Genomic DNA, 21,791 nt, shown 5'->3' with positions numbered 1-21,791 from the left:
CCGCGATCCGGCCGGGTCCGGGAGGGCTTCTCCACCGCTAGGCCACGGAGAAGCCCTCCCCGGCTCCGTACGCGCGCACGGCCACGCCGTCCCCGTCCGCCCCGGGCCGCACCACATGCACCCGCCCGAGCCCGGAGACCCGCGCCTCCCCGTCCTCCACGGTGACCAGCGTGTTCCCGTCGACGGCCACCCCGTACGGCACCTGGCCCCGCCCGACCGCCGTCACCAGCCGGGCCAGCGTCCCCCACTGGGCCGCGTGCACGTCCACGGCGAACGGCACCAGCCCGAGCCCCGCCCGGACCTCGATCTCGTCGAGATCCTCCCCGGTCTCCGGCGGGCAGACCGGAACCCCGTCCGCCAGCCACCCGCCGACCACGGCCCGCCGCGCCGCGACCACCGCACCGGCGGAGAAGCCCGCGTACGGTATCCCGCGCGCCGCCAGCAGCCCGGGCAGCCGGTCCAGACACCCGGCGAGCACCTCCTGGTAGGCGGGCGTCAGCCCGCCGCAGACCAGCAGCCCGTCGATCCCGTCCAGCGCGGTCTCCGGCACGAACCGCCCGCCGAGCGGCACCAGCAGCGGCACCGGCGTGCACGGCCCCGCGGCCCGCAGCGCCCCCGCGTACCGGTCGAACTCGGCCGGTCCGTCCCCCTCGTCCAGGACCAGGCACCCGACCCGCGGCGGCCGCTCCGCACCGCCCGCCGCCCGCAGGAACGGCACATACACCTCGGCCGTGTCCCAGCCCCCGCCGATCAGAAACGTCCGCACCCTCGTCACTCCCGTCCCGTGCTCGTTACGCGAGGGGCGAATGTACGGGGCCGCGGCCGGTCCCGTCGCCGGAATTACCCGAGGCCCGCACCGAGGCCCAGGAGCTTCGCCGCGGTGCCGCCGAGGACGCGGGACCGGACCTCGCCGGACGCCGTCGCCCGCTCCACCATCGCCCGGGCCACCACCGGATCGCCGTAAGGAGCGTCCGAGCCGAAGAGCGTGCGCTCGGGAAGCTCCCGGACGGCCAGGCGTACGGCGATGACCAGGAAGGCCGTGGACAGCTCCAGATACATGCTCGGCGTGTCCCGGACCAGCTCGACGGCCTCCATCCAGTTCAGCCCGCCGAGCTGGCTCACCACCAGCGGGACGCGCGGATGCCGGCGGGCCAGCGCGGCCAGCGTGCGCAGATCCTCGGCGGTGGTGGGCGCGAAGCCGTGCACCACCACCGGCAGCCCGCCGTGGTCGGCCGCGGCCCGCAGCACGGGCTCCAGCCGCCCGGCCCGCCCCGGCGCCGGGGTCAGCTCGCCGATCCCGTGGAACCCCCGTCCCACCACGTCCTCGGCGACGGCCCGCTCGATCTCCGCGTCGGGCAGCTCCAGGGGCACCGACCCGAACCCGATGAACCGCTCCGGGTACGCGGCGACCGCCGCGCTCACCTCGTCCAGTGCCCGGGCGAAGCCCTCCCGTGACCCGCCCTCGCCGCCGAGCGCGCCGTCCAGCACCGCGAACTCCCGCCGCAGCGCAGGGATGTCGGTGGCCCGCTCGGGATGCGGGCGGGTCGGGAACAGGACGGCCCGGTCGACACCGGCGGCGTCCAGAGCGGCGAGGTGCGGACCGACCGGGTCGTGCACATGCCCGTGTGCGTCAATGATCACTTTCTCTCCCCCGGGGTGGGCGGAACACTGCGTGCCGGGAGAGAGTGGCAGCCTGACACAGTGGCAAGGTCAAGCGGTCCTTACGACGGACGGGGAGCGGCATGCTGATCGGAGAGCTGGCCACCCGCACCGGCATCAGCCCCCGCCTGCTGCGCCACTACGAGGCCACCGGGCTGCTCACCCCGCACCGCCGCGCCAACGGCTACCGCGAGTACACCGAGTCGGACATCCCCCGCGTCCACCGCATCCGCACCCTGCTGACCGCGGGCCTGCCGACCCGCGTCGTCGCGTCCCTGCTCCCCTGTACGACGGACACGGGCACCGGCACCGGCCTCACCGCCTGCCCCGGAGTGCCGGAAGCCCTGCGCCGGCGCCTGGCCGAACTGGACGAGAGGGCCCGGCGCCTGGCCGCGGAACGCGACGAACTGCGCCGCCTGCTGGCCGAGTTGAGCTGAGGCGCGCGGCGGCTCAGCCCCGGCCGGCCGACTGCCTCTGGTCCGCCGCCGGAGGGAGCAGGGTGGTGTCGGAGGGCCGGGGGACCGAGAGGTCGACGGCGACGCCGTAGTCGGAGTAGCGGACCACGGTGGTGCGTTCGCCGGCGGCCGTCCGCATCCGCACCTGCCGTTTCACGACCAGGTCGTCGCCGTCGACCCAGAGGTCGACACGGGCACTGCGGACGCCTTGCGCCACCAGGTCCTCCTTGAGGTGCGCGGCGTCCTCGGGGCTCAGGCCCCGGCCGCGCAGGGCCGCCATCCGGTCCACGTCCAGCGTGCCCGTGTAGTGCGTGGTGGCCGCCCCGCCGACCCGCTGCGTCCCCACCCGGTCCACATCGCCGCTCGCGATCAGCAGCCGCACGGACAGCGTGGGATCGGCCTGCCGCATCGAGTCGACCTGGGCCTTGTGGACCGGACTCTGCGCGGCGATCGCGCTCATCGGTGTCTTCAGCCAGTGCTTTCCGCCCGCCATGGCGGAGAAGTCCGCAGGTACGCGCATGTAGATCGCGTCCCGGCGGAACTCGAACCGCGCGGTGCGTATGGCCGTCGACGTGGGCCGGGTGAGCGTGAAGTTGCCCTGTACGCCGTGCGACCAGTCCATGACACCGGACATCCGCGACGGCTGTGCCCCGCCGACCGTCCGGGTCTCCACCACGCGGGCCGTGTGCGCCCTGGCGCTGGCGTCCTCGACCTTGACGAGAGCGGCCGTCAACGCCATGGCCCCCGACGGCCGCCCCACATCCGCGTGCCGCTCCGGCGAGCCACCGCCCCCGGCACACCCGGCGACCATCCCGGCGGCCACCAGGACAGCCCCGACGACCCGCACCGACCCACCCCGCATGAAGCCCCCTCGCCGCCTGGCCGCTCGCCCCGTGGCTGAGCGGCCGAAGACTAGCGCAAGACCGCCGGCCGCCGGATGACGCCGAGGAATCCACCCCGGGCCCCTGGGGTCACTCCCCGGCCGGGGCGACTCCGATCGGGCAGGACACTCCGGTCCCGCCCAGGCCGCAGTAGCCCGCGGGGTTCTTGTCCAGGTACTGCTGGTGGTAGGCCTCCGCCGGGTAGAAGGGGCGGTCGGCGGCCGGGAGGATCTCCGTGGTGATCGTGCCGTGGCCGGAGGAGGTCAGGACCTTCTGGTAGGCCTCCCGGGAGGCTTCCGCGGCGGCCGCCTGCCCGGGGGTGTGGGTGTAGATCGCCGAGCGGTACTGCGTGCCGACGTCGTTGCCCTGGCGGAAGCCCTGGGTGGGGTCGTGGGACTCCCAGAAGGTCTTCAGCAGGCGGTCGTAGGAGATCACCTTCGGGTCGTAGACCACGCGGACCGCTTCCGTGTGGCCGGTCAGGCCCGAGCAGACCTCCTCGTAGGTGGGGTTCTCCGTGTAACCGCCCTGGTAGCCCACCAGGGTCGTGTACACGCCCGCCGGAAGCTGCCAGAACCTGCGCTCGGCGCCCCAGAAGCAGCCCAGCCCGAAGTCGGCGGTCTCCAGTCCCTCCGGGTAGGGGCCGAGGAGGGGGGTGCCGAGGACGGTGTGGCGGTCCGGGACCTTGTAGGCGGGCGCCGGGCGGCCCGTGAGCGCCTGCTCGGACGTGGGCAGTTGAGGGGTGCGGCCGAAGAGCATGGGGACTCCCTGTCGGTCTCGGTGCGGGACGGGCCGGTATGGCACCCGGTACGTCGTACAGCCGTACAACGGATGGGCCGGCCGGTGCATTCCGGCCGGCGGGCGGCGCCGGGCCGGTCAGCCGGGCAGGGTCGCCGGGCTGCCGCCGTTGGCCTCGTAGCCCGCCACGGCCAGCGCGCGGTAGACCGCGAACGCGGCGGCGGGGTCGGCGGAGAGGGACCACGGCAGTGCGCCGACATGGCCGTCGATGTGTATCAGCTGGTGCATCGCCTCGGCCCAGCGCTCGGCTTGGACCAGGAAGAAGACCAGCAGATGCCGGACATGGGCGAGCACCGGGTCGTCGGGGCGGGCCGCGTGCACCGCGTGCAGCGCGCCGTGCACCGCTCTGGTGACGACCTCGCTCTGGTAGAAGCTCCGGACCAGGTCCACCTCGGGCAGGTGCTCGAACACCGCGAACAGCGGCAGCGCGGCGAGCAGCGAGCCCTCCGGGGCGCGGGCGGCGGCCGCCTCGGCGAAGGAGTACGCCTGCTCGCGCGAGCCGTGCCACTTCTCGCACCAGTAGTGCAGCGCGGCCAGATGCGCGCCCATGTGGTGCGGGGCGCGGTCGAGGATCTTCAGCCACAGCTGCTCGAACTCGGCCTGCGAGTAGCCCAGTCCGCGGGCGATCGACAGCTCGACGATGTACGGCACCGGGTCGCCGGGCGACAGCAGCGCCGCCTGACCGCAGGCCTCCCGGGCCTCCTCCATGATGATCCGGAAGTCGTCCGTGCCCGGCGTCGACGTCCGCCAGGCCTGCTGCACCAGGAACTCCGCGTGGACGGCGGCGGCGCCCGCGTCCTTGGACTGCTCGGCCCGCCACACCCGCAGCCACTGGCCGCCCGGCGTCTCATGCACCCCGCCGGGCCGCTGCTGGAGCTCCAGCGCGGCCGCGCCCGCGAAGGCCTGCACCCGCTGCCAGCGCAGCTCGCCCGCGGTCTCGGTGCCGGCCAGCAGCTGGGCCGCCGCGCGGTAGTCCTGGGTGCGCTGCACCAGGTCCAGGACGTCCAGCAGGTCCTCGTCCGCCCCCGGCATGCGGATGTCCAGCTCCTCCTGGCGCACGAAGCCGTAGGCCGCCGGGTCGGCGGCGTCCGGGTGACCCGGGGGAACCTGCTCGATCAGCCCGCGCCTGCGCCGCACGAGCGGGAGCAGCGCGCAGCCCAGCATGAGCAGCGCCAAGAGCAGCCAGAGAATCGCCATGCGTCAAGCGAACCAGACGCCGCCGACACTTGGCCAACCCCGCCGCGGGGCTGTGGAAAACTCCCGGCCGGAGCATGACAGACCGGAGCATGACAGACCTGCCCCAGGGCCGGTTGCCGCGTGCAGGGAAAACCCTTCTTCCGGTGCTCCCCGTGCCCGGCGGGCGCCAGCATCCGGCCAAGCGCACTACGCTCGGTGCACATGAGCGACAGGCACATCAGTCAGCACTTCGAGACACTCGCGATCCACGCGGGCAACACCGCGGATCCCCTCACCGGCGCGGTCGTCCCGCCGATCTACCAGGTCTCGACCTACAAGCAGGACGGCGTCGGCGGGCTGCGCGGCGGCTACGAGTACAGCCGCAGCGCCAACCCGACCCGCACCGCCCTCGAGGAGAACCTCGCCGCGCTCGAGGGCGGCCGCCGCGGCCTCGCCTTCGCGTCCGGCCTGGCGGCCGAGGACACCCTGCTGCGTACGCTGCTGACCCCCGGCGACCACGTGGTGATCCCGAACGACGCGTACGGCGGCACCTTCCGGCTCTTCGCCAAGGTCGCCACCCGCTGGGGCGTGGAGTGGTCCGTCGCCGACACCAGCGACCCGTCCGCGGTCCGGGCCGCGATCACCCCGAAGACCAAGGCGGTCTGGGTGGAGACCCCCTCCAACCCGCTGCTCGGCATCACCGACATCGCCGCCGTCGCTCAGGTCGCGCACGACGCGGGCGCGAAGCTCGTCGTCGACAACACCTTCGCCACGCCCTATCTCCAGCAGCCGCTGTCGCTCGGCGCGGACGTCGTCGTGCACTCGCTGACCAAGTACATGGGCGGCCACTCGGACGTGGTCGGGGGTGCGCTGATCGTCTCCGACCAGGCGCTCGGCGAGGAACTGACGTACCACCAGAACGCGATGGGCGCCGTCGCCGGCCCCTTCGACTCCTGGCTGGTGCTGCGCGGCACCAAGACCCTCGCGGTGCGCATGGACCGGCACAGCGAGAACGCCACGAAGATCGCCGACATGCTGACCCGGCACCCGCGCGTGACGAAGGTCCTCTACCCGGGCCTGCCCGAGCACCCCGGCCACGAGGTCGCCGCCAAGCAGATGCGGGCCTTCGGCGGCATGGTGTCCTTCCGCGTCGAGGGCGGCGAGGCGGCCGCGGTCGAGGTGTGCAACCGCGCCCAGGTCTTCACCCTCGGCGAGTCCCTGGGCGGTGTCGAGTCGCTGATCGAGCACCCCGGCCGGATGACGCACGCCTCCGCGGCCGGCTCGGCCCTGGAGGTCCCGGGCGACCTGGTCCGCCTGTCCGTCGGCATCGAGAACGTCGACGACCTGCTGGAAGACCTTCAGCAGGCCCTGAGCTAGGGCCGCCGTCCCGGGTCTCCTACCGGCTCGGTCGTACGACCTGGTCGGTACGAGGCTCACCAGCCGCCCACCGGTGGGGTCGTCCGCGACGGCGGCTCCACCCACGGGTGCACCTGTGCCGCCCACACGGTGAACGCGACCGCCGCGGCGAGCGCCAGCGTCCACAGCACCCGGCGGACGAGCCGGCCGCGGCGCAGCAGGCGTTCACCGCGGCGCACCGCTTCGGCGTGCAGGTCCGGTGGCACCGGCACCGGTGTCCGCTCCATGATCCGCCGCACGGCGGCCTCGCGCTCGGCCCGGTTCACCGCGGACCGCCGAAGCGCCGGTCGCAACGGGCGGTACGGCCGGAGTCCTGGGCCCGGTTCACGACGGGGCCACCTTCGTGCCTGGCGCGCGCGGGCCGGCCGGCCGGACCGGATGCAGCACGGTGGCCGTCGCCCGGTCGCAGACGGTGCGCACCCGTTCGAGGGGCAGGCCGAGCAGCGCCGCCGCCTGCTCCTCGGCGACCCCCTCGTACAGCCGCAGCACCAGGATCAGCCGTTCCTGCGGCCCCAGCGCGGCCAGCGGACCGCTCGGGTCGGGCCGGGTCCGGCCGAGCGCGCCGTACCGGTGCCAGGTCGCGCGGGCGAAGCGGGTGGCGAGGTACTGGCGGGCGCAGTCGTACGGGTCCTCGCCGCGCAACCGGTCCCAGCGGGCGTAGGTGTGGCCGAGGGCCAGGGTCAGCAGGCGCCGCGCGCGCGGGTTGGCGTCCGGCGGCTCCGCGGTGACCAGCGTGGCGGCGTGCAGCAGCCGCCCGGCCGCGCCCGCGACGAACGCCTCGAACTCCTGGGCCCGGCGGGCACCGTGGGACACCTGCCGATCGCGCACCACGCCTCCCCCTGACGCTGACGGGACCCTGTCCGGTACGGACGGGTGAACCGCGTACGACTCAGGGCCCGGTCTCATATGAGGCCAGCGGGGCCCGGGGGTCAAGAGGCCGGAACCGATCGGCGCGGCCGGCATCCTCCGGCCGGCCGAGCGGGCGCGGCCGGGGCTCAGGAAGCGGGCGGCTGCTCCGCGGCCGGCCCGGCCGGAACCGACATCCGCGCGGAGAGCGCGTGGTTGAAGCGCGTCAGCAGGGAGCAGAACTGCTCGCGCTCCTCGGGCGCCCAGTCCTGGGTCAGCTCGGCCATCAGCTGACGCCTGGAGGAGCGCACCTCCTCCAGCCGGGTGGACCCGCGCGGGGACAGCTGGAGCACCACCGCGCGGCCGTCCTCGGGGTGCGAGGTGCGCTTGACGAGCCCGGTGTCGACCAGCGGAGCCACCTGCCGGGTGACCGTCGAGGAGTCGATGCCCATGCTCGCGGCGAGCGCCTTGACGCCCATCGGGCCTTCCTTGTCGAGGCGGTTGAGCAGCAGATACGCGGCGCGGTCCATGGAGTTGCGCACCTGCCCGACACCGCCGAGCCGCGTCTGTTCCGCGCGACGGGCGAACAACGCCACCTCGTGCTGGAGGACGTCGAGAAGACCGGGGTCACCGACGGTCCTCATGTCCATCGACATATCAGGTGTTGTGGGCATGGCCGGAGGCTCACTTCATGAAGGGCTGCTGGTGTGGGGGACAGGTTACGCGGCCCGGCGGCGCACCGTACCGGCGCTGCGCAAACCGGTCTCGCAGCTTGGTCACGTCCGCCGTGTGCGGCTGTGAACTGCGATGCTGGAGTCATGAGCTACGGCACCGCTGACTCCTTGCGTTCCGTCACCCTCGACGATGTGCGCGGAGCCCAGAAGATGCTCTCGGGCGTGGCACGGGTGACCGCGATGGAGGGCAGCCGGCACCTGTCCCAGCTGGTCGGCGCGCCGGTCCATCTGAAGTGCGAGAACCTCCAGCGGACCGGCTCGTTCAAGCTGCGCGGCGCCTATGTGCGGATCGCCGGGCTGCTGCCGGAGGAGCGGGCGGCCGGTGTGGTCGCGGCGAGCGCCGGGAACCACGCACAGGGCGTGGCGCTGGCCTCCGCGCTCCTGGGCGTGCACGCCACGGTGTTCATGCCGAAGGGCGCGCCCCTGCCGAAGATCAGTGCGACCCGGGAGTACGGCGCGGAGGTGCGCCTGCACGGCCAGGTCGTCGACGAGACGCTGGCCGCCGCCCAGGACTACGCGGACCGGACCGGCGCGGTGTTCATCCACCCCTTCGACCACCCGGACGTCATCGCGGGCCAGGGCACGGTGGGCCTGGAGATCCTGGAGCAGTGCCCGGAGGTGCGCACGATCGTGGTCGGTGTCGGCGGCGGCGGGCTGGCGGCCGGTATCGCGGTCGCGGTGAAGGCGCTGCGGCCGGACGTCAGGATCGTCGGGGTGCAGGCGGAGGGCGCGGCGGCCTACCCGCCCTCGCTGGCCGCCGGCCACCCGGTGTCCGTGCGCGACCCGGCGACGATGGCGGACGGCATCAAGGTGGGGCGGCCGGGCGTGGTGCCGTTCGGGATCGTCAGCGAGCTGGTCGACGAGGTGCGCACGGTCGGCGAGGACCAGCTGTCGGCCGCGCTGCTGCTGTGCCTGGAGCGGGCCAAGCTGGTCGTGGAACCGGCCGGGGCGAGCTCGGTCGCGGCGCTGCTGGCGGCCCCGGACGCCTTCGAGGGCCCGGTGGTCGCGGTCCTCTCCGGCGGGAACGTCGACCCGGTGCTGATGCAACGCGTCCTGCGGCACGGCATGGCGGCGCAGGGCCGGTATCTGGCCGTACGGCTGCGGCTCGTGGACCGGCCGGGCGCGCTCGCCACCCTGCTCGGCGTGCTGTCCGCGGCCGACGCGAACGTGCTCGACGTCAGCCATGTCCGCACCGACCCCCGGCTCGGACTGACCGAGGCCGAGGTGGAGCTGCACCTGGAGACCATGGGCCCGGTGCACTGCACCGAGGTCGAGCAGGCGCTGCGGGACGCGGGCTACACGGTCAGGCGCTGAGGCCGCGGCCGCACTGCCGTGCGCCGGCGTCCCATCGCCCGCCCAGCGGCTCCGCGCCGCCGGCCGGCGCCCCCGGGCATGACAGAGCCCCCGGTGCCGAGGGGCGCCGGGGGCGGATGTCTGGGTTGGGGGAAGGCCCGGTCAGCCCGTGTAGGGCTCGGCCTTCAGGATGCGGACCGAGGCCTTCTTGCCGTTCGGCAGCTCGTACTCGGCGTCCTCGCCGACCTTGTGGCCGATGACGCCGGAGCCGAGCGGCGACTGCGGCGAGTAGGTCTCGATGTCGGTGCTCGCGTACTCACGGGAGGCGAGCAGGAACGTCAGCGTGTCGTCCTCGTCACCGTCGAAGGCGATCGTGACGACCATGCCCGGCGCGACGGTACCGTCGGCGGAGGCCGGAGCCTCGCCCACCTGGGCGTTCTCAAGGAGCTGGGTGAGCTGGCGCACGCGCAGCTCCTGCTTGCCCTGCTCCTCCTTGGCCGCGTGGTACCCGCCGTTCTCACGCAGGTCGCCCTCCTCGCGCGCGGCCGCGATCTTTGCGGCGATCTCCGTGCGCGCAGGACCAGTAAGGTACGCAAGCTCGTCCTTGAGCTTGTTGTACGCCTCCTGGGTCAGCCAGGTGACGTTCTCGCTGGTCTGGGTCACAGGGTGCTCCTCGTCGGTACTGGGAATACAAAGCATCGCCCTACCCAGAAGAATGTTCCCTCTCGGATGGGCGAAACCACGAGCCTAACAATTCAAGGCCGCAAGGGGGAGGACATAAGCCATCAGAATCTCATCAACGCAGGTCAGCGCCTACGTATTCCGGGTGAAGTCGGGCGGTGTCCGGCGAGGACCGGAGCCGGTCAGCTGGTGTGGCAGCCCAGCAGCTCCGCCGTCGTGCCCTTGGCCGTCGTACGCAGCGTGACGACCTTGTCGATCCGGGTGTCCGGTCCGCTGAACCGGAAGTCGGCCCGGCCCACCTCGGCGCCGTCCGCCGCCTGGGAACGCAGGGTGCAGTAGCCGTCAGTGCCGGAGTCCTTGTGGACCTCCAGATGGATCTTCACCGCGTTGTCCGTGGCCTGGAAGGTGATCACCTGGGCGCTGATCTTGCTCTCGGCGACATAGTGGTAGGCGAAGTAGCCGACCAGCGCGAGCAGAGCCGCGCCGAACACCGCCGCGGCGACCCTGAGCCTGCGGTCGGCGCGCTCGTCCGAGGAGCGGCCGTAGCGGCCCTCGGGCAGCCGGGTGCTCGCCGTACCCATGATCGTCCTCTCCGCGGAATTAATCGCCCCCCGATTCGGTCACTATAGAAGCCGGCGATTGCGCCCTGAGCCACGGGGGCGCCGACTATCCGAGGATTGAGTCTTGACTGACCAGCTGCGACTGATGGCCGTTCACGCGCACCCCGACGACGAGTCGAGCAAGGGCGCGGCGACCATGGCGAAGTACGTGTCCGAGGGGGTGGACGTGCTGGTGGTGACCTGCACCGGCGGAGAGCGCGGGTCCATCCTCAATCCCAAGCTGCAAGGCGACGCGTACATCGAGGAGCACATCCACGAGGTGCGCAAGAAGGAGATGGACGAGGCCCGCGAGATCCTCGGGGTGAAGCAGGAGTGGCTGGGCTTCGTCGACTCCGGTCTCCCGGAGGGCGACCCGCTGCCGCCGCTGCCCGAGGGCTGCTTCGCCCTGGAGGACGTCGACAAGGCGGCCGGCGAGCTGGTGCGGAAGATCCGCGCCTTCCGCCCCCAGGTGATCACCACCTATGACGAGAACGGCGGCTACCCGCACCCCGACCACATCATGACCCACAAGATCTCCATGGTGGCGTTCGAGGGCGCGGCGGACACCGAGAAGTACCCCGAGAGCGAGTACGGGCCCGCCTACCAGCCGCTGAAGCTCTACTACAACCAGGGCTTCAACCGCCCCCGCACCCTGGCCCTGCACCAGGCGATGCTCGACCGCGGCCTGGAGTCGCCGTACGCGGAGTGGCTCAAGCGGTGGGACGAGATCCAGCGCACCGAACGCACCCTGACCACGCACATCCCCTGCGCGGACTTCTACGAGATCCGTGACAAGGCGCTGATCGCGCACGCCACGCAGATCGACCCGGACGGCGGCTGGTTCAAGGTGCCGCTGGACGTCCAGAAGGAGGTCTGGCCGACGGAGGAGTACGAGCTGGCGAAGTCGCTCGTCGATACCTCCCTCCCCGAGGACGACCTCTTCGCGGGCATCCGGGACAATGCCTGACATGAGCGCAAGCGTGAGCCTGGCAGTGACGCACCTCGTCCCCCTCGCCAAGGACCTGGACCAGAACAAGGTCACCCCCGGCGTCCTCGGCTTCATCGTCTTCGCGGTGATGGCCCTGGCGGTGTGGGGCCTGATGAAGTCGATGAGCAAGCACATGAACAAGGTCGACTTCAAGGAGGCGGAGCCCTCCGGCGAGGAGGCCGGCGCGAAGAGCGAGGCTTCCGGGCGCGTCAAGCAGTAGCAGTACCGGTAACAGGGGCGGGAGCGGCAGCGGTCCGCCGACGGGTCCGGCGGTTCGGCACCGCCGGGCTCGCGCGTCGCGACGCCCGCCGTCCCCGCATGCCCTTGTCCTGTAAGCCGTCGGGCTAACGGGCGCTGCCCCGCGTCCCGCGGTCCGCGCCGCCCCGGCTCCCGCTCCGGCGCCGGGATATCGCCAGGTGGACGCAGACCGCCGCCAGTGCCGCCTCCGCCAGCGCGCACAGCGTCGCCTGGAGCAGGGCGCCGCCGGTGCCGGCCGTGGTGAGGTCGAACCAGGCGTCCAGGACCGCCACCGAGGCCGTCGCGGACGCGGTGAGGCGGCCGCGCGGATCGGCGCGCAGGCCCAGCAGGGCCGTGGCCGCGCAGCCGGCCGCCATCAGCACGTCGAGGCCGATCCAGGCCAGCGGCCAGTTCTCCACCCGGGTGCTGCCCGGGAGTGTCACCGCCAGCACCGCCATCCACGGCACGAGCAGCACCGCTGCCCCGCCCAGCGCCACCAAGGCCCACCTCCGCCTGAATCCCATGAACGCCCGGATTCCCTCATTTCGCACAGCGATCCCCTCGCAGCCCGTGCCTCCTCCGACTGCCTCCACCCTAGACCGCAGAGAAATCTCTGCAAAGAAAATTCGGCAGATCTCCGGGGCTTCTCAGGGTCCTCGGGGATACGGTGGGCGGCATGACCGACGGCATGCCCGAGATGACCAGCCTGGAGCGCACCGCCCTCTACAAGTCCCTCGGCAATCCGCTGCGCCGCCGCATCCTCGACTACCTCGGCCGGCACGGCGAGGCCAACTCGACCGTCCTCGCCCGCGAACTCGGGGAAAGCTCCGGCACCACCAGCTACCACCTGCGCAAACTCGCCGAGCAGCGGCTCATCGAGGAGATCCCGGAGAAGTCGGGCGGGCGGGAGCGCTGGTGGCGGACCCTGCCGTTCAGCCACACCACCCCCGACCCGGCCACCATGACCCGCGAGGAGTACGCGGCCGCCGCCGAACTCGCGCACCTGAAGATCGAGTTCGACACGGCCCTCTACCGCCGCGCCCACGAGGAGTACCGCGGCCCCGAGGGATGGGCCCAGGTCCAGCGCCACAACACCTGGATGACCAGGGAGGAACTCCTCGCCTTCCTGCGGGAGTACCACGAGCTGCTCGGCCGGTACGGCCACCCGCGCGAGGCGGCGCCCCCCGAGGCACGCCCGGTCCTGGTGCGTTTCTACGCGGTGCCGGAGCCCGTGGGAGAGTGGGAGCGTGGTGAACCGACTGGCGCATGAGACCTCCCCGTACCTCCTCCAGCACGCCGACAACCCGGTCGACTGGTGGCCCTGGTCGACCGAGGCCTTCGAGGAGGCCCGCAGGAGCGACCGGCCCGTGCTGCTGAGCGTCGGGTACAGCAGCTGTCACTGGTGCCATGTCATGGCCCACGAGTCCTTCGAGGACCAGGCCACCGCCGAGTACCTCAACGCCCACTTCGTCAGCGTCAAGGTCGACCGCGAGGAGCGGCCCGACGTCGACGCCGTCTACATGGAGGCCGTACAGGCCGCCACCGGGCAGGGCGGCTGGCCGATGACCGTGTTCCTCACCCCGGACGCCGAGCCGTTCTACTTCGGCACCTACTTCCCGCCCGCCCCCCGGCACGGGATGCCCTCCTTCCGGCAGGTCCTGGAGGGGGTCCAGCAGGCCTGGTCGGGCCGCCGCGAGGAGGTCACCGAGGTCGCCGGGAAGATCGTCCGCGACCTGTCCCAGCGGGAGATCGTCCGGCATGCCGCACAGGCGCCCGGCGAGCAGGAGCAGGCGCAGGCGCTGCTCGGGCTCACCCGGGAGTACGACCCCCAGCGCGGCGGGTTCGGCGGGGCGCCCAAGTTCCCGCCGTCCATGGTGATCGAGTTCCTGCTGCGCCACCACGCCCGCACCGGCGCCGAGGGCGCCCTCCAGATGGCGCGGGACACCTGCGAGCGGATGGCCCGCGGCGGCATCTACGACCAGCTCGGCGGCGGCTTCGCCCGCTACTCCGTGGACCGCGACTGGGTCGTGCCGCACTTCGAGAAGATGCTGTACGACAACGCCCTGCTCTGCCGGGTGTACGCGCATCTGTGGCGGGCCACCGGCTCGGATCTCGCCCGGCGGGTCGCGCTGGAGACCGCCGACTTCATGGTGCGCGAACTGCGCACTCCCGAGGGCGGGTTCGCCTCCGCGCTCGACGCCGACAGCGACGACGGCACCGGCCGGCACGTCGAGGGCGCGTACTACGTCTGGACGCCGGAGCAGCTGCGCGAGGTGCTGGGCGAGGACGACGCCGCCCTCGCCGCCCAGTACTTCGGGGTGACCGTGGAGGGCACCTTCGAGCACGGGCAGTCGGTGCTCCAGCTGCCGCAGAGCGAGGGCGTCGTCGAGGCCGGGCGGATCGACTCCGTGCGGCGGCGTCTGCTCGCCGCCCGCGCGGAGCGTCCCGCGCCCGGCCGGGACGACAAGGTCGTCGCCGCCTGGAACGGGCTCGCCGTCGCCGCGCTCGCCGAGACCGGCGCCTACTTCGACCGGCCCGACCTGGTCGAGGCCGCCCTCGGCGCCGCCGACCTGCTCGTCCGGGTGCACCTGGACGAGCACGCCCGGCTCTCCCGCACCAGCAAGGACGGCCGCGTCGGCGGCAACGCCGGCGTCCTGGAGGACTACGCCGACGTCGCCGAGGGCTTCCTCGCCCTCGCCTCGGTGACCGGCGAGGGCGTCTGGCTGGACTTCGCCGGCCTCCTCCTCGACCAGGTGCTCGCCCGCTTCACCGACCAGGAGACCGGCGCCCTGTACGACACCGCGGCCGACGCCGAGCAGCTCATCCGCCGCCCCCAGGACCCCACCGACAACGCCACCCCGTCCGGCTGGACCGCCGCGGCCGGCGCCCTCCTCGGGTACGCCGCCCACACCGGGTCGGAGGTCCACCGCACCGGCGCCGAACGGGCGCTGGGCGTGGTGAAGGCCCTCGGGCCGCGGGTGCCCCGGTTCATCGGCTGGGGGCTCGCCGTCGCCGAGGCGCTGCTCGACGGGCCCAAGGAGGTCGCCGTGGTCGGGCCGGAGGGCGACGACCGGACGGCCGTACTGCACCGCACGGCGCTGCTCGGCACCGCGCCGGGCGCCGTCGTCGCCGTCGGCGCGCCGGGGAGTGACGAGTTTCCGCTGCTCGCCGACCGGCCGCTGCCGGGCGGTGAACCGGCCGCCTATGTCTGCCGCAACTTCACCTGCGACGCCCCCACGGCCGATCCGGAGCGGCTGCGGGCCGTGCTGAACGGGCACTGAGCGGCGCGGACGGCACGCCGACGGAACGCGTCAACTGTCCGAATGTGAACTACGTGTTCGGATAGATACCGCTTGCCCCCGCTTAGCACACCGCCGTTCCGAAACACGCCATTTATCGGAACGGTCCCCGCGCTTCACAGATCCCCCCTAGTCTCTGCACAGCGACACGACGGGTGACGCAATGCTGACCCAGCGTCGATCCGTCGTCGTACGCCCAGGGGGTTTCAGGGGATTATCAGGGGATCTGGGGGGATCTTTGCTGACGTCCGTCTTCATCGCTGCCGTCTCGCTTGCGCTGTTCTGGATGGCGGCTTTCACTCTGTGGTGGCAGATGCACGCGTGGCGCACGCCCGAGGTGCTCGCCTCCACCCGGTTCGGCCGCCCCGACGGCGCCGAACACCTCTCCTTCTCACTGCTGGTACCGGCCCGCCACGAACAGGCGGTGCTGGACCACACCATCCAGCGGCTGCTCCGCTCCCGCCACGCCGACTTCGAGATCATCGTCATCGTCGGACACGACGACCCGGAGACGACCGAGGTGGCCGAGGCGGCCGCCCGGCGCGATCCGCGGGTCCGGGTGGTCGTGGACACCCACGACAAGAAGAACAAGCCGAAGGCCATGAACACGGCGCTGCCGCACTGCCGCGGCGATGTCGTCGGGGTCTTCGACGCCGAGGACCAGGTCCATCCCGAGCTGCTCGCCCATGTCGACCACGCCTTCCGCAGCACCGGCGCGGACGTCGTCCAGGGCGGGGTCCAGCTCATCAACTTCCACTCCAGCTGGTACAGCCTGCGCAACTGCCTGGAGTACTTCTTCTGGTTCCGCTCCCGGCTCCATCTGCACGCGCAGAAGGGGTTCATCCCGCTCGGCGGCAACACCGTCTTCGTCCGCACCGACGTGCTGCGGGACGCGGAGGGCTGGGACCCCGACTGCCTCGCCGAGGACTGCGACCTCGGGGTACGGCTGTCCAGCATCGGCAAGAAGGTCGTCGTCGCCTACGACTCCGCCATGGTCACCCGCGAGGAGACCCCGGGCAGTCTGATGGCGCTGCTCAAACAGCGCACCCGCTGGGACCAGGGCTTCCTCCAGGTCTACCGGAAGAAGGACTGGAAGCAGCTGCCCGGACACGGCCAGCGGCTGCTCGCCCGCTACACCCTGATGACACCGTTCATGCAGGCCTTCTGCGGACTGGTCATCCCGCTCAACGCGGCCGTCGCGCTCTTCCTCGACGTGCCCGTCGGCGTCGCCTTCCTCACCTTCCTGCCGCTGGTCACCGCGGCCGTCACCGTCGTCTTCGAGGTGGTCGGACTGCACGACTTCGGCAGGCAGTACGGCCTGCGGGTGCGCCTCGTCCACTATCTGAAACTCCTCGTGGGCGGCCCCTTCTACCAGGTCCTCCTGGCCGGCGCCGCGATCCGTGCCGTATGGCGCGAGCAACGCGGCCGCACCGACTGGGAGCTGACCCGGCACGTCGGCGCGCACCTGGATGCGGCCGAGCCGATCCGAGAGGACGTTCCCGCGTGACCTCCACCCTCCCCGCGGTGACCGGCGACCAGGTCCCCGCGCAGCACCCGCCTGCGCCCGCGTCGGGCCCCACCGAGCGGCCCACGCCACCGCTGCGGCTCCGCGCGTCCCGGCCCGACCTGCTGCTCTGCGGGGCCCTGCTGACGGCGATCCTCGTCGTCCAGGGCTGGAACATCGCCGACTACCCGGCCCTCAGCGACGACGAGGGCACCTACCTCGCCCAGGCCTGGGCCGTTCAGCAGGGCCGGGGCCTGGCCCACTACACCTACTGGTACGACCACCCGCCGCTCGGCTGGATCCAGATAGCCCTGCTCGGCTGGATACCCTCGGCCGTCAGCCCGGGCTCCATGACCGTCGCCACCATGCGGCTGCTCATGCTGGGCATCGGCGGAGTCAGCGCGGTCCTCGTCTACGTCCTCGGCCGCCGCCTGTGCCTGCCCCGCTGGGCCGCCGGACTCGGCATGGCCCTGTTCGGACTGTCGCCGCTCGCGGTCGTCCTCAGCCGCGAGATCTTCCTCGACAACATCGCCGTGATGTGGCTGCTGCTGGCGTTCTGCCTCGCCGCCTCGCCCAGCCGCCACCTCTGGCACCACTTCGGCGCAGGCCTCGCCGCCGCCGCGGCCGTGCTCACCAAGGAGACGATGCTCGTCGTCCTGCCCGCCCTGTTCGTCACCATGTGGCGGCACAGCCACCGTGACACCCGCAAGTTCGCCCTCACCGGAGCCGTCACCGGCTGCGCCCTGATCGGGCTGTCCTACCCGCTGTTCGCGCTGCTCAAGGGCGAGTTGCTGCCCGGCGCCGGACATGTCTCGCTGTGGGGCGGGATCACCTACCAGATGTCCCGGCCCGGCTCCGGCTTCCTCCTCGACCCGGGCTCCGGCGCCTACGGGGTGCTGCACTCCTGGCTCTACTACGACCGGGTGCTGCCCCTCGGCGGCCTCGCCGGGGCGCTGCTCCTGCTGCTCATCCGGCGCTGGTCGGTCACCGCCCGGGCCCTCGCCGGACCCGCCCTCGCGGTCGCCGTCCTCACCGCGGTCGCCCTGCGCCCGGGCGGCTATCTGCCCGCCATGTACATCATCGGCGCGCTGCCCTTCCTCGCCCTGGTGCTGGCCGGCGCCACCGCCTCCGTGGCACACGCCGTACTGCACCGCCGGCGGCGCCCCGACGAGCGCCGCCGGGTCACCGGCGGCCGGTACGCGCTCGCCGCGGTCCTCGCCCTCGCGGCCGGCGCCTACGTCGTACCGCGCTGGTACGACGGCGACCGCACCGCCGTCACCGCCGACGCCAACCGGCCCTACCGGCAGGCGTCGCACTGGCTCGGCACCCGGGTCGCCCACCCGGCAGACACCCGGGTCCTCGTCGACGACGCCCTCTGGCTGGACCTCGTGCACGCCGGATACCGGCCCGGGCTCGGCGCGATCTGGTTCTACAAGGCCGACCTCGACCCGGCCGTCGGCACGACCCTGCCGCACGGCTGGCAGGACCTCGACTACGTCGTCGCCTCGCCGACCGTCCGCCGCGACGCCAAGGACCTGCCCACCGTGCGGGCCGCCCTGAAGCACTCCACACCGGTCGCCGCCTTCGGCAGCGGACCCGACCGCATCGAGATCCGGCGGATCCAGCCCACGGGAGGCACCCGATGAGCGAGTACACCGCGCCCGTACCCGGTCTCGACGCCGTCGAGGTGCCCGAGCCGGGGGCCGTCACCGTCGTCGTACCGACCTTCAACGAGTCCGCGAACGTCCGGCAGCTGCTGCACCGGATCACCGAGGCGGTGCCCGCCCGGCTGCCCTGCGAGGTGGTCTTCGTGGACGACTCCACCGACGACACCCCCGAGGTGATCCGGCAGGCCGCCCAGGACTGCCCGTTCCCGGTGTCCGTCCTGCACCGGGCGGAACCGGTCGGCGGACTCGGCGGGGCGGTGGTGGAGGGGCTGCGGGCCGCGACCTCGGAGTGGATCGTCGTCATGGACGGCGACTGCCAGCACCCGCCCGCCCTGATCCCCGAGCTGGTGGCCACCGGCGAACGGACGCACGCCGGGCTCGTCGTCGCCTCCCGCTACACCGCGGGCGGCAGCCGGGCCGGCCTCGCCGGCGGCTACCGGGTGGCCGTGTCGCGCGCCGCCACCTGGCTCGCCAAGGCCCTCTTCCCCCGCCGGCTGCACGGCATCAGCGACCCCATGAGCGGCTTCTTCGCCGTCCGGCGCAGCGCCGTCACCGCGGACGTGCTCCGGCCGCTCGGCTACAAGATCCTCCTCGAACTGGCCGTCCGCAGCCGGCCGCGCCGGGTCGCCGAGGTGCCGTTCGTGTTCCAGGAGCGGTTCGCGGGGGAGTCCAAGTCCACCGCCCGGGAGGGCTTCCGCTTCCTGCGCCACCTGGCCGGGCTGCGCAGCGCCTCCCCGGCCGCCCGGATGATCGGCTTCGGACTGATCGGCGCGAGCGGGTTCGCCCCCAACCTGATCGGTCTGTGGGCGCTGACCGCCCTGGGCGTGCACTACGTCCCCGCCGAGATCCTCGCCAACCAGCTCGGCGTCGGCTGGAACTTCCTGCTCATCGAGCAGCTGCTGTTCCGCGACCGGCGCGCGCACCGCCGCTGGTGGGACCGGCTCGGCCGGTTCGCGCTGCTCGCCAACGCCGACCTCGTCCTGCGCATCCCGCTGATCGCGCTGCTCGTCGGCCGGTTCGGTATGGGCGTCCTGGCCGCGACCGCGCTGGCGCTGGTGCTGACCTTCGTCCTGCGCTTCGTCGGCACCGAAGCGCTGGTCTATCTCCCGCGACGCCGCCGCGGGGATCGTACGACCGCAAGGAGAGCCGTGTGAGCACGTACCGCAGACGGAAGGCACTGGTCGGGGTGGGCGCCCTGACCGCCGGTCTGCTCCTGACCTCGCCGCAGAGCGCCGAGGCCGCCAACCTGATCAAGAACCCCGGCTTCGAGACCACCGGCAGCGGTGACATGCCGTCCTGCTGGGAGAAGGCGGGCTGGGGCGACAACGACTTCAGCTACGAGACCACCTCCGACGCGCACTCCGGCGCGAAGGCCATGAAGGTCACCCTGACCCGCCGGGTCGACGGCGACCGCAAGGCGATGTTCCTGGAGTCCACGGACTGCGCGCCCGCCGTGAGCGTCGGAAAGCAGTACGACCTGGGGCTCTGGTACAAGACCACGACCCCGGACGCGAACGTCACCCTCTTCCGGCACGACAGCACGACCGGCTGGCAGTACTGGACCGACGTCAAGACCCTGGAGACGGCTGCCGACTGGACCCGGGCCGCGGTCCGCACCCCGGAGATCCCGGCCGGCACCGACCGCATCACCTGGGGCGTCTCCGTCTACGGCACCGGGTCGGCGACCACCGACGACTACACCATGGAGCAGGTGCCGGACACCGTTCCGCCCGCGCAGTGCACCGGCACGGCCGACCAGTGCGCGAACGGCGGCTGGTCCGTGCTGCCGACGCAGAACCCGGTCCGCTCCATGCACTCCGTCGTGCTGAACAACGGCAAGGTGCTGCTGATCGCGGGATCCGGCAACAGCCAGGAGAGCTTCGCCGCCGGGACCTTCACCTCGGCGGTCTACGACCCGGCCAACGGCACCTACCAGCTCGTCCCCACCCCGAAGGACATGTTCTGCGCGGGCCATGTGCAGCTCCAGGACGGGCGGGTGCTCGTCCTCAGCGGCAACAAGGCGTACCCGGTCCCCGGCGGCCACGGCTACGAGGGCTACCGGGACTCCTACGTCTTCGACCCGAGGACCGAGACCTACACCAAGGTCAACGATCTCAACGACGGCCACTGGTACCCGTCGGCGACCGAGCTGGGCAACGGTGACGTCATCACCTTCGGCGGGCTCCGCGAGGACTCCACCGGCTCGGTGACGGCGGAGCGGTTCAGCGCCGCGCAGAACCAGTGGCTGCCGCTGTCCCAGGTCCACCAGACCTGGTCCTACTGGGGCCTGTACCCGGCGATGGTCCTGATGCAGGACGGCCGCCTCTTCTACACGGGCAGCCATGTCTTCGGCAACAACATCCCCGGCACGGGCGCGGCGGTCTACGACTACGACGCCAACACCATCACCCAGATCCCGGGGCTCCAGAACAAGGACCAGCGCGACCAGTCGGCGTCGGTGCTGCTGCCCCCCGCCCAGGACCAGCGGGTCCTCACCATCGGCGGCGGCAACATCGACAGCAACCCCGACGCGGGCCGCCTCACCGACCTGATCGACCTCAAGCAGCCGAACCCGTCCTATGTCGCCGGGCCGCCGCTCCCGCAGGGCACGGTCGACCTCGGCACCGGGACCCGGCCGGAGACCGGCGGCCAGGGCAAGATGTACGTCTCCGCGGTGCTGCTGCCCGACGGCACGGTGCTGGAGACCGGCGGCGCCCTGCACAACCGGGCCGACCCGGTGCACGAGTCCTCGCTCTTCGACCCCGGCAGCAACACCTTCGCCCCGGTCGCTGCCGACCCCGAGGACCGCGGCTACCACTCCTCCGCGTTCCTGCTGCCCGACGGCCGGGTCATGGCCACCGGCGACAACCCGGGCAACGGCAGCTGGAACCACAACGTGTCCGTCTACACCCCGCCCTACCTCTACAAGGGCACCCGCCCGACGATCACCTCGGTGATCAGCCAGGAGTGGAAGTACGGCGACACCCAGCGGATCACCGTGGACCGGCCCGTCGCACGGGCCGAGCTGATCCGGCCGGCCGCGGTGACGCACTCCTCCGACCCGAACCAGCGGTTCGTGGATCTGCCGCTGTCGGTGGACGGGAACAACGTCGACCTCAACGTCACGAACAACCCCAACATCGCCCCGCCCGGCTGGTACATGCTGTTCGCCGTCGACGCGAACGGGGTGCCGTCCGTGGCCCAGTGGGTCCATCTGACCGGCCCGGCGGCCATGACCGCCGCCGCCCCGCACGTCCACGCCTTCGCCGACGACCTGTCCGGCAAGGTCACCGGCCCCGGCAGGAGGCGCGCCGCCCAGCCGGTCAGCCCCACCCTCTCCGGCTGCGACCGCCACTACGGCTCGGCCAACGTCTGCGTGCCCACGGTCTTCCCGCCCGAGGTGCGCAGGACGGCGGCGGCCCGGTGCGCCTGGCTGCGGCACAACCACTACGGCCGGCTGCGGGTCAACGGCGGGGACGACCCGCTGGGCCTGGACCACGACCGCAACGGCATCGCCTGCCAGGGAGGAGACCTGACCGGGCGTTAGGGCCTTTTGAGAGG

The 21,791-nt window shown here is 72.4% G+C and carries 22 protein-coding genes; 11 read left to right on the top strand and 11 right to left on the bottom strand.

Going from position 1 to position 21,791, the window contains the following annotated elements:
• Positions 1 to 37: 37 nt before the first annotated feature.
• Both ACFVIU_RS36210 and ACFVIU_RS36205 read right to left on the bottom strand, forming a co-directional pair.
• On the bottom strand, positions 38 to 766 hold the full coding sequence (locus ACFVIU_RS36210) for a hypothetical protein (protein ID WP_385847837.1): 729 nt from the start codon (positions 764 to 766) through the stop codon (positions 38 to 40).
• 74 nt (positions 767 to 840) lie between these two features.
• Complete coding sequence (locus tag ACFVIU_RS36205; RefSeq protein ID WP_385847836.1) at positions 841 to 1,641, bottom strand: amidohydrolase family protein; 801 nt, start codon at positions 1,639 to 1,641, stop codon at positions 841 to 843.
• A gap of 101 nt (positions 1,642 to 1,742) precedes the next feature.
• Between ACFVIU_RS36205 and ACFVIU_RS36200 the strand changes: the two genes are divergently transcribed.
• A complete protein-coding gene (locus ACFVIU_RS36200) occupies positions 1,743 to 2,096 on the top strand; it encodes a MerR family transcriptional regulator (protein WP_385847834.1) in 354 nt (117 codons plus the stop codon).
• Positions 2,097 to 2,109: 13 nt separating this feature from the next.
• Here ACFVIU_RS36200 and ACFVIU_RS36195 read toward each other — a convergent pair whose 3' ends face one another.
• The 3 genes from ACFVIU_RS36195 to ACFVIU_RS36185 form a co-directional block, all read right to left on the bottom strand.
• Positions 2,110 to 2,976, bottom strand: a complete 867-nt coding sequence (locus ACFVIU_RS36195; protein ID WP_385847833.1) for a hypothetical protein — start codon at positions 2,974 to 2,976, stop codon at positions 2,110 to 2,112.
• Positions 2,977 to 3,085: 109 nt separating this feature from the next.
• The gene (msrA, locus tag ACFVIU_RS36190; RefSeq protein WP_385847831.1) at positions 3,086 to 3,751 is read right to left on the bottom strand and encodes a peptide-methionine (S)-S-oxide reductase MsrA; all 666 of its coding nucleotides are present in this window, start codon (positions 3,749 to 3,751) and stop codon (positions 3,086 to 3,088) included.
• Positions 3,752 to 3,868: 117 nt separating this feature from the next.
• A complete protein-coding gene (locus ACFVIU_RS36185; protein WP_385847830.1) occupies positions 3,869 to 4,987 on the bottom strand; it encodes a hypothetical protein in 1,119 nt (372 codons plus the stop codon).
• Positions 4,988 to 5,188: 201 nt separating this feature from the next.
• Here ACFVIU_RS36185 and ACFVIU_RS36180 point away from each other — a divergent pair, with 201 nt between their 5' ends.
• Positions 5,189 to 6,343, top strand: a complete 1,155-nt coding sequence (locus tag ACFVIU_RS36180) for a cystathionine gamma-synthase (RefSeq protein WP_385847828.1) — start codon at positions 5,189 to 5,191, stop codon at positions 6,341 to 6,343.
• 56 nt (positions 6,344 to 6,399) lie between these two features.
• Here ACFVIU_RS36180 and ACFVIU_RS36175 read toward each other — a convergent pair whose 3' ends face one another.
• The 3 genes from ACFVIU_RS36175 to ACFVIU_RS36165 form a co-directional block, all read right to left on the bottom strand.
• Positions 6,400 to 6,648 (bottom strand): hypothetical protein, encoded by a 249-nt coding sequence (locus ACFVIU_RS36175; RefSeq protein ID WP_385847827.1) that lies wholly within the window; start codon positions 6,646 to 6,648, stop codon positions 6,400 to 6,402.
• A gap of 58 nt (positions 6,649 to 6,706) precedes the next feature.
• Positions 6,707 to 7,210: a sigma factor-like helix-turn-helix DNA-binding protein gene (locus tag ACFVIU_RS36170; RefSeq protein WP_385847826.1), complete on the bottom strand. Its 504-nt coding sequence runs from the start codon at positions 7,208 to 7,210 to the stop codon at positions 6,707 to 6,709.
• Positions 7,211 to 7,377: 167 nt separating this feature from the next.
• Positions 7,378 to 7,884 (bottom strand): MarR family winged helix-turn-helix transcriptional regulator, encoded by a 507-nt coding sequence (locus ACFVIU_RS36165; protein WP_385847859.1) that lies wholly within the window; start codon positions 7,882 to 7,884, stop codon positions 7,378 to 7,380.
• 162 nt (positions 7,885 to 8,046) lie between these two features.
• On the opposite strand from ACFVIU_RS36165, the gene ilvA reads away from it, so the two are divergent.
• Complete coding sequence (gene ilvA, locus ACFVIU_RS36160) at positions 8,047 to 9,276, top strand: threonine ammonia-lyase (RefSeq protein WP_385847825.1); 1,230 nt, start codon at positions 8,047 to 8,049, stop codon at positions 9,274 to 9,276.
• 141 nt (positions 9,277 to 9,417) lie between these two features.
• Here ilvA and greA read toward each other — a convergent pair whose 3' ends face one another.
• Positions 9,418 to 9,918, bottom strand: a complete 501-nt coding sequence (greA, locus tag ACFVIU_RS36155; RefSeq protein WP_385847823.1) for a transcription elongation factor GreA — start codon at positions 9,916 to 9,918, stop codon at positions 9,418 to 9,420.
• A gap of 200 nt (positions 9,919 to 10,118) precedes the next feature.
• Entirely contained in the window at positions 10,119 to 10,517 is a 399-nt protein-coding gene (locus ACFVIU_RS36150; protein WP_385847822.1) for a DUF4307 domain-containing protein, read from the bottom strand.
• A gap of 103 nt (positions 10,518 to 10,620) precedes the next feature.
• On the opposite strand from ACFVIU_RS36150, the gene mca reads away from it, so the two are divergent.
• Both mca and ACFVIU_RS36140 read left to right on the top strand, forming a co-directional pair.
• On the top strand, positions 10,621 to 11,502 hold the full coding sequence (mca, locus tag ACFVIU_RS36145; protein WP_385847821.1) for a mycothiol conjugate amidase Mca: 882 nt from the start codon (positions 10,621 to 10,623) through the stop codon (positions 11,500 to 11,502).
• Entirely contained in the window at positions 11,495 to 11,743 is a 249-nt protein-coding gene (locus tag ACFVIU_RS36140) for a hypothetical protein (RefSeq protein WP_385847819.1), read from the top strand. Before mca ends, ACFVIU_RS36140 begins: the two co-directional genes overlap by 8 nt.
• A 124-nt stretch (positions 11,744 to 11,867) precedes the next feature.
• On the opposite strand, the gene ACFVIU_RS36135 is transcribed toward ACFVIU_RS36140, so the two are convergent.
• Positions 11,868 to 12,284, bottom strand: coding sequence for a hypothetical protein (locus ACFVIU_RS36135; RefSeq protein WP_385847818.1), 417 nt, complete (start codon positions 12,282 to 12,284; stop codon positions 11,868 to 11,870).
• Between the two features lie 152 nt (positions 12,285 to 12,436).
• On the opposite strand from ACFVIU_RS36135, the gene ACFVIU_RS36130 reads away from it, so the two are divergent.
• The 6 genes from ACFVIU_RS36130 to ACFVIU_RS36105 all read left to right on the top strand — a co-directional run bounded on the left by ACFVIU_RS36130 (position 12,437) and on the right by ACFVIU_RS36105 (position 21,777).
• Positions 12,437 to 13,030 (top strand): ArsR/SmtB family transcription factor, encoded by a 594-nt coding sequence (locus ACFVIU_RS36130; protein ID WP_385847817.1) that lies wholly within the window; start codon positions 12,437 to 12,439, stop codon positions 13,028 to 13,030.
• Positions 13,008 to 15,041: a thioredoxin domain-containing protein gene (locus ACFVIU_RS36125; RefSeq protein WP_385847815.1), complete on the top strand. Its 2,034-nt coding sequence runs from the start codon at positions 13,008 to 13,010 to the stop codon at positions 15,039 to 15,041. The genes ACFVIU_RS36130 and ACFVIU_RS36125 overlap by 23 nt, the downstream gene beginning before the upstream one ends.
• A 256-nt stretch (positions 15,042 to 15,297) precedes the next feature.
• A complete protein-coding gene (locus ACFVIU_RS36120) occupies positions 15,298 to 16,566 on the top strand; it encodes a glycosyltransferase (RefSeq protein ID WP_385847813.1) in 1,269 nt (422 codons plus the stop codon).
• A complete protein-coding gene (locus ACFVIU_RS36115; RefSeq protein ID WP_385847812.1) occupies positions 16,563 to 18,209 on the top strand; it encodes an ArnT family glycosyltransferase in 1,647 nt (548 codons plus the stop codon). Before ACFVIU_RS36120 ends, ACFVIU_RS36115 begins: the two co-directional genes overlap by 4 nt.
• Positions 18,206 to 19,384, top strand: coding sequence for a glycosyltransferase (locus ACFVIU_RS36110; RefSeq protein WP_385847810.1), 1,179 nt, complete (start codon positions 18,206 to 18,208; stop codon positions 19,382 to 19,384). The genes ACFVIU_RS36115 and ACFVIU_RS36110 overlap by 4 nt, the downstream gene beginning before the upstream one ends.
• Positions 19,381 to 21,777, top strand: a complete 2,397-nt coding sequence (locus ACFVIU_RS36105; RefSeq protein ID WP_385847809.1) for a galactose oxidase-like domain-containing protein — start codon at positions 19,381 to 19,383, stop codon at positions 21,775 to 21,777. The genes ACFVIU_RS36110 and ACFVIU_RS36105 overlap by 4 nt, the downstream gene beginning before the upstream one ends.
• Positions 21,778 to 21,791: the final 14 nt, after the last annotated feature.

The organism is Streptomyces sp. NPDC127190 (assembly GCF_042672505.1).
Classification (GTDB): Bacteria; Actinomycetota; Actinomycetes; order Streptomycetales; family Streptomycetaceae; genus Streptomyces.
Note: the sequence above shows the minus strand (reverse complement) of the source record. Positions and strands in the feature narration are given on the sequence as shown.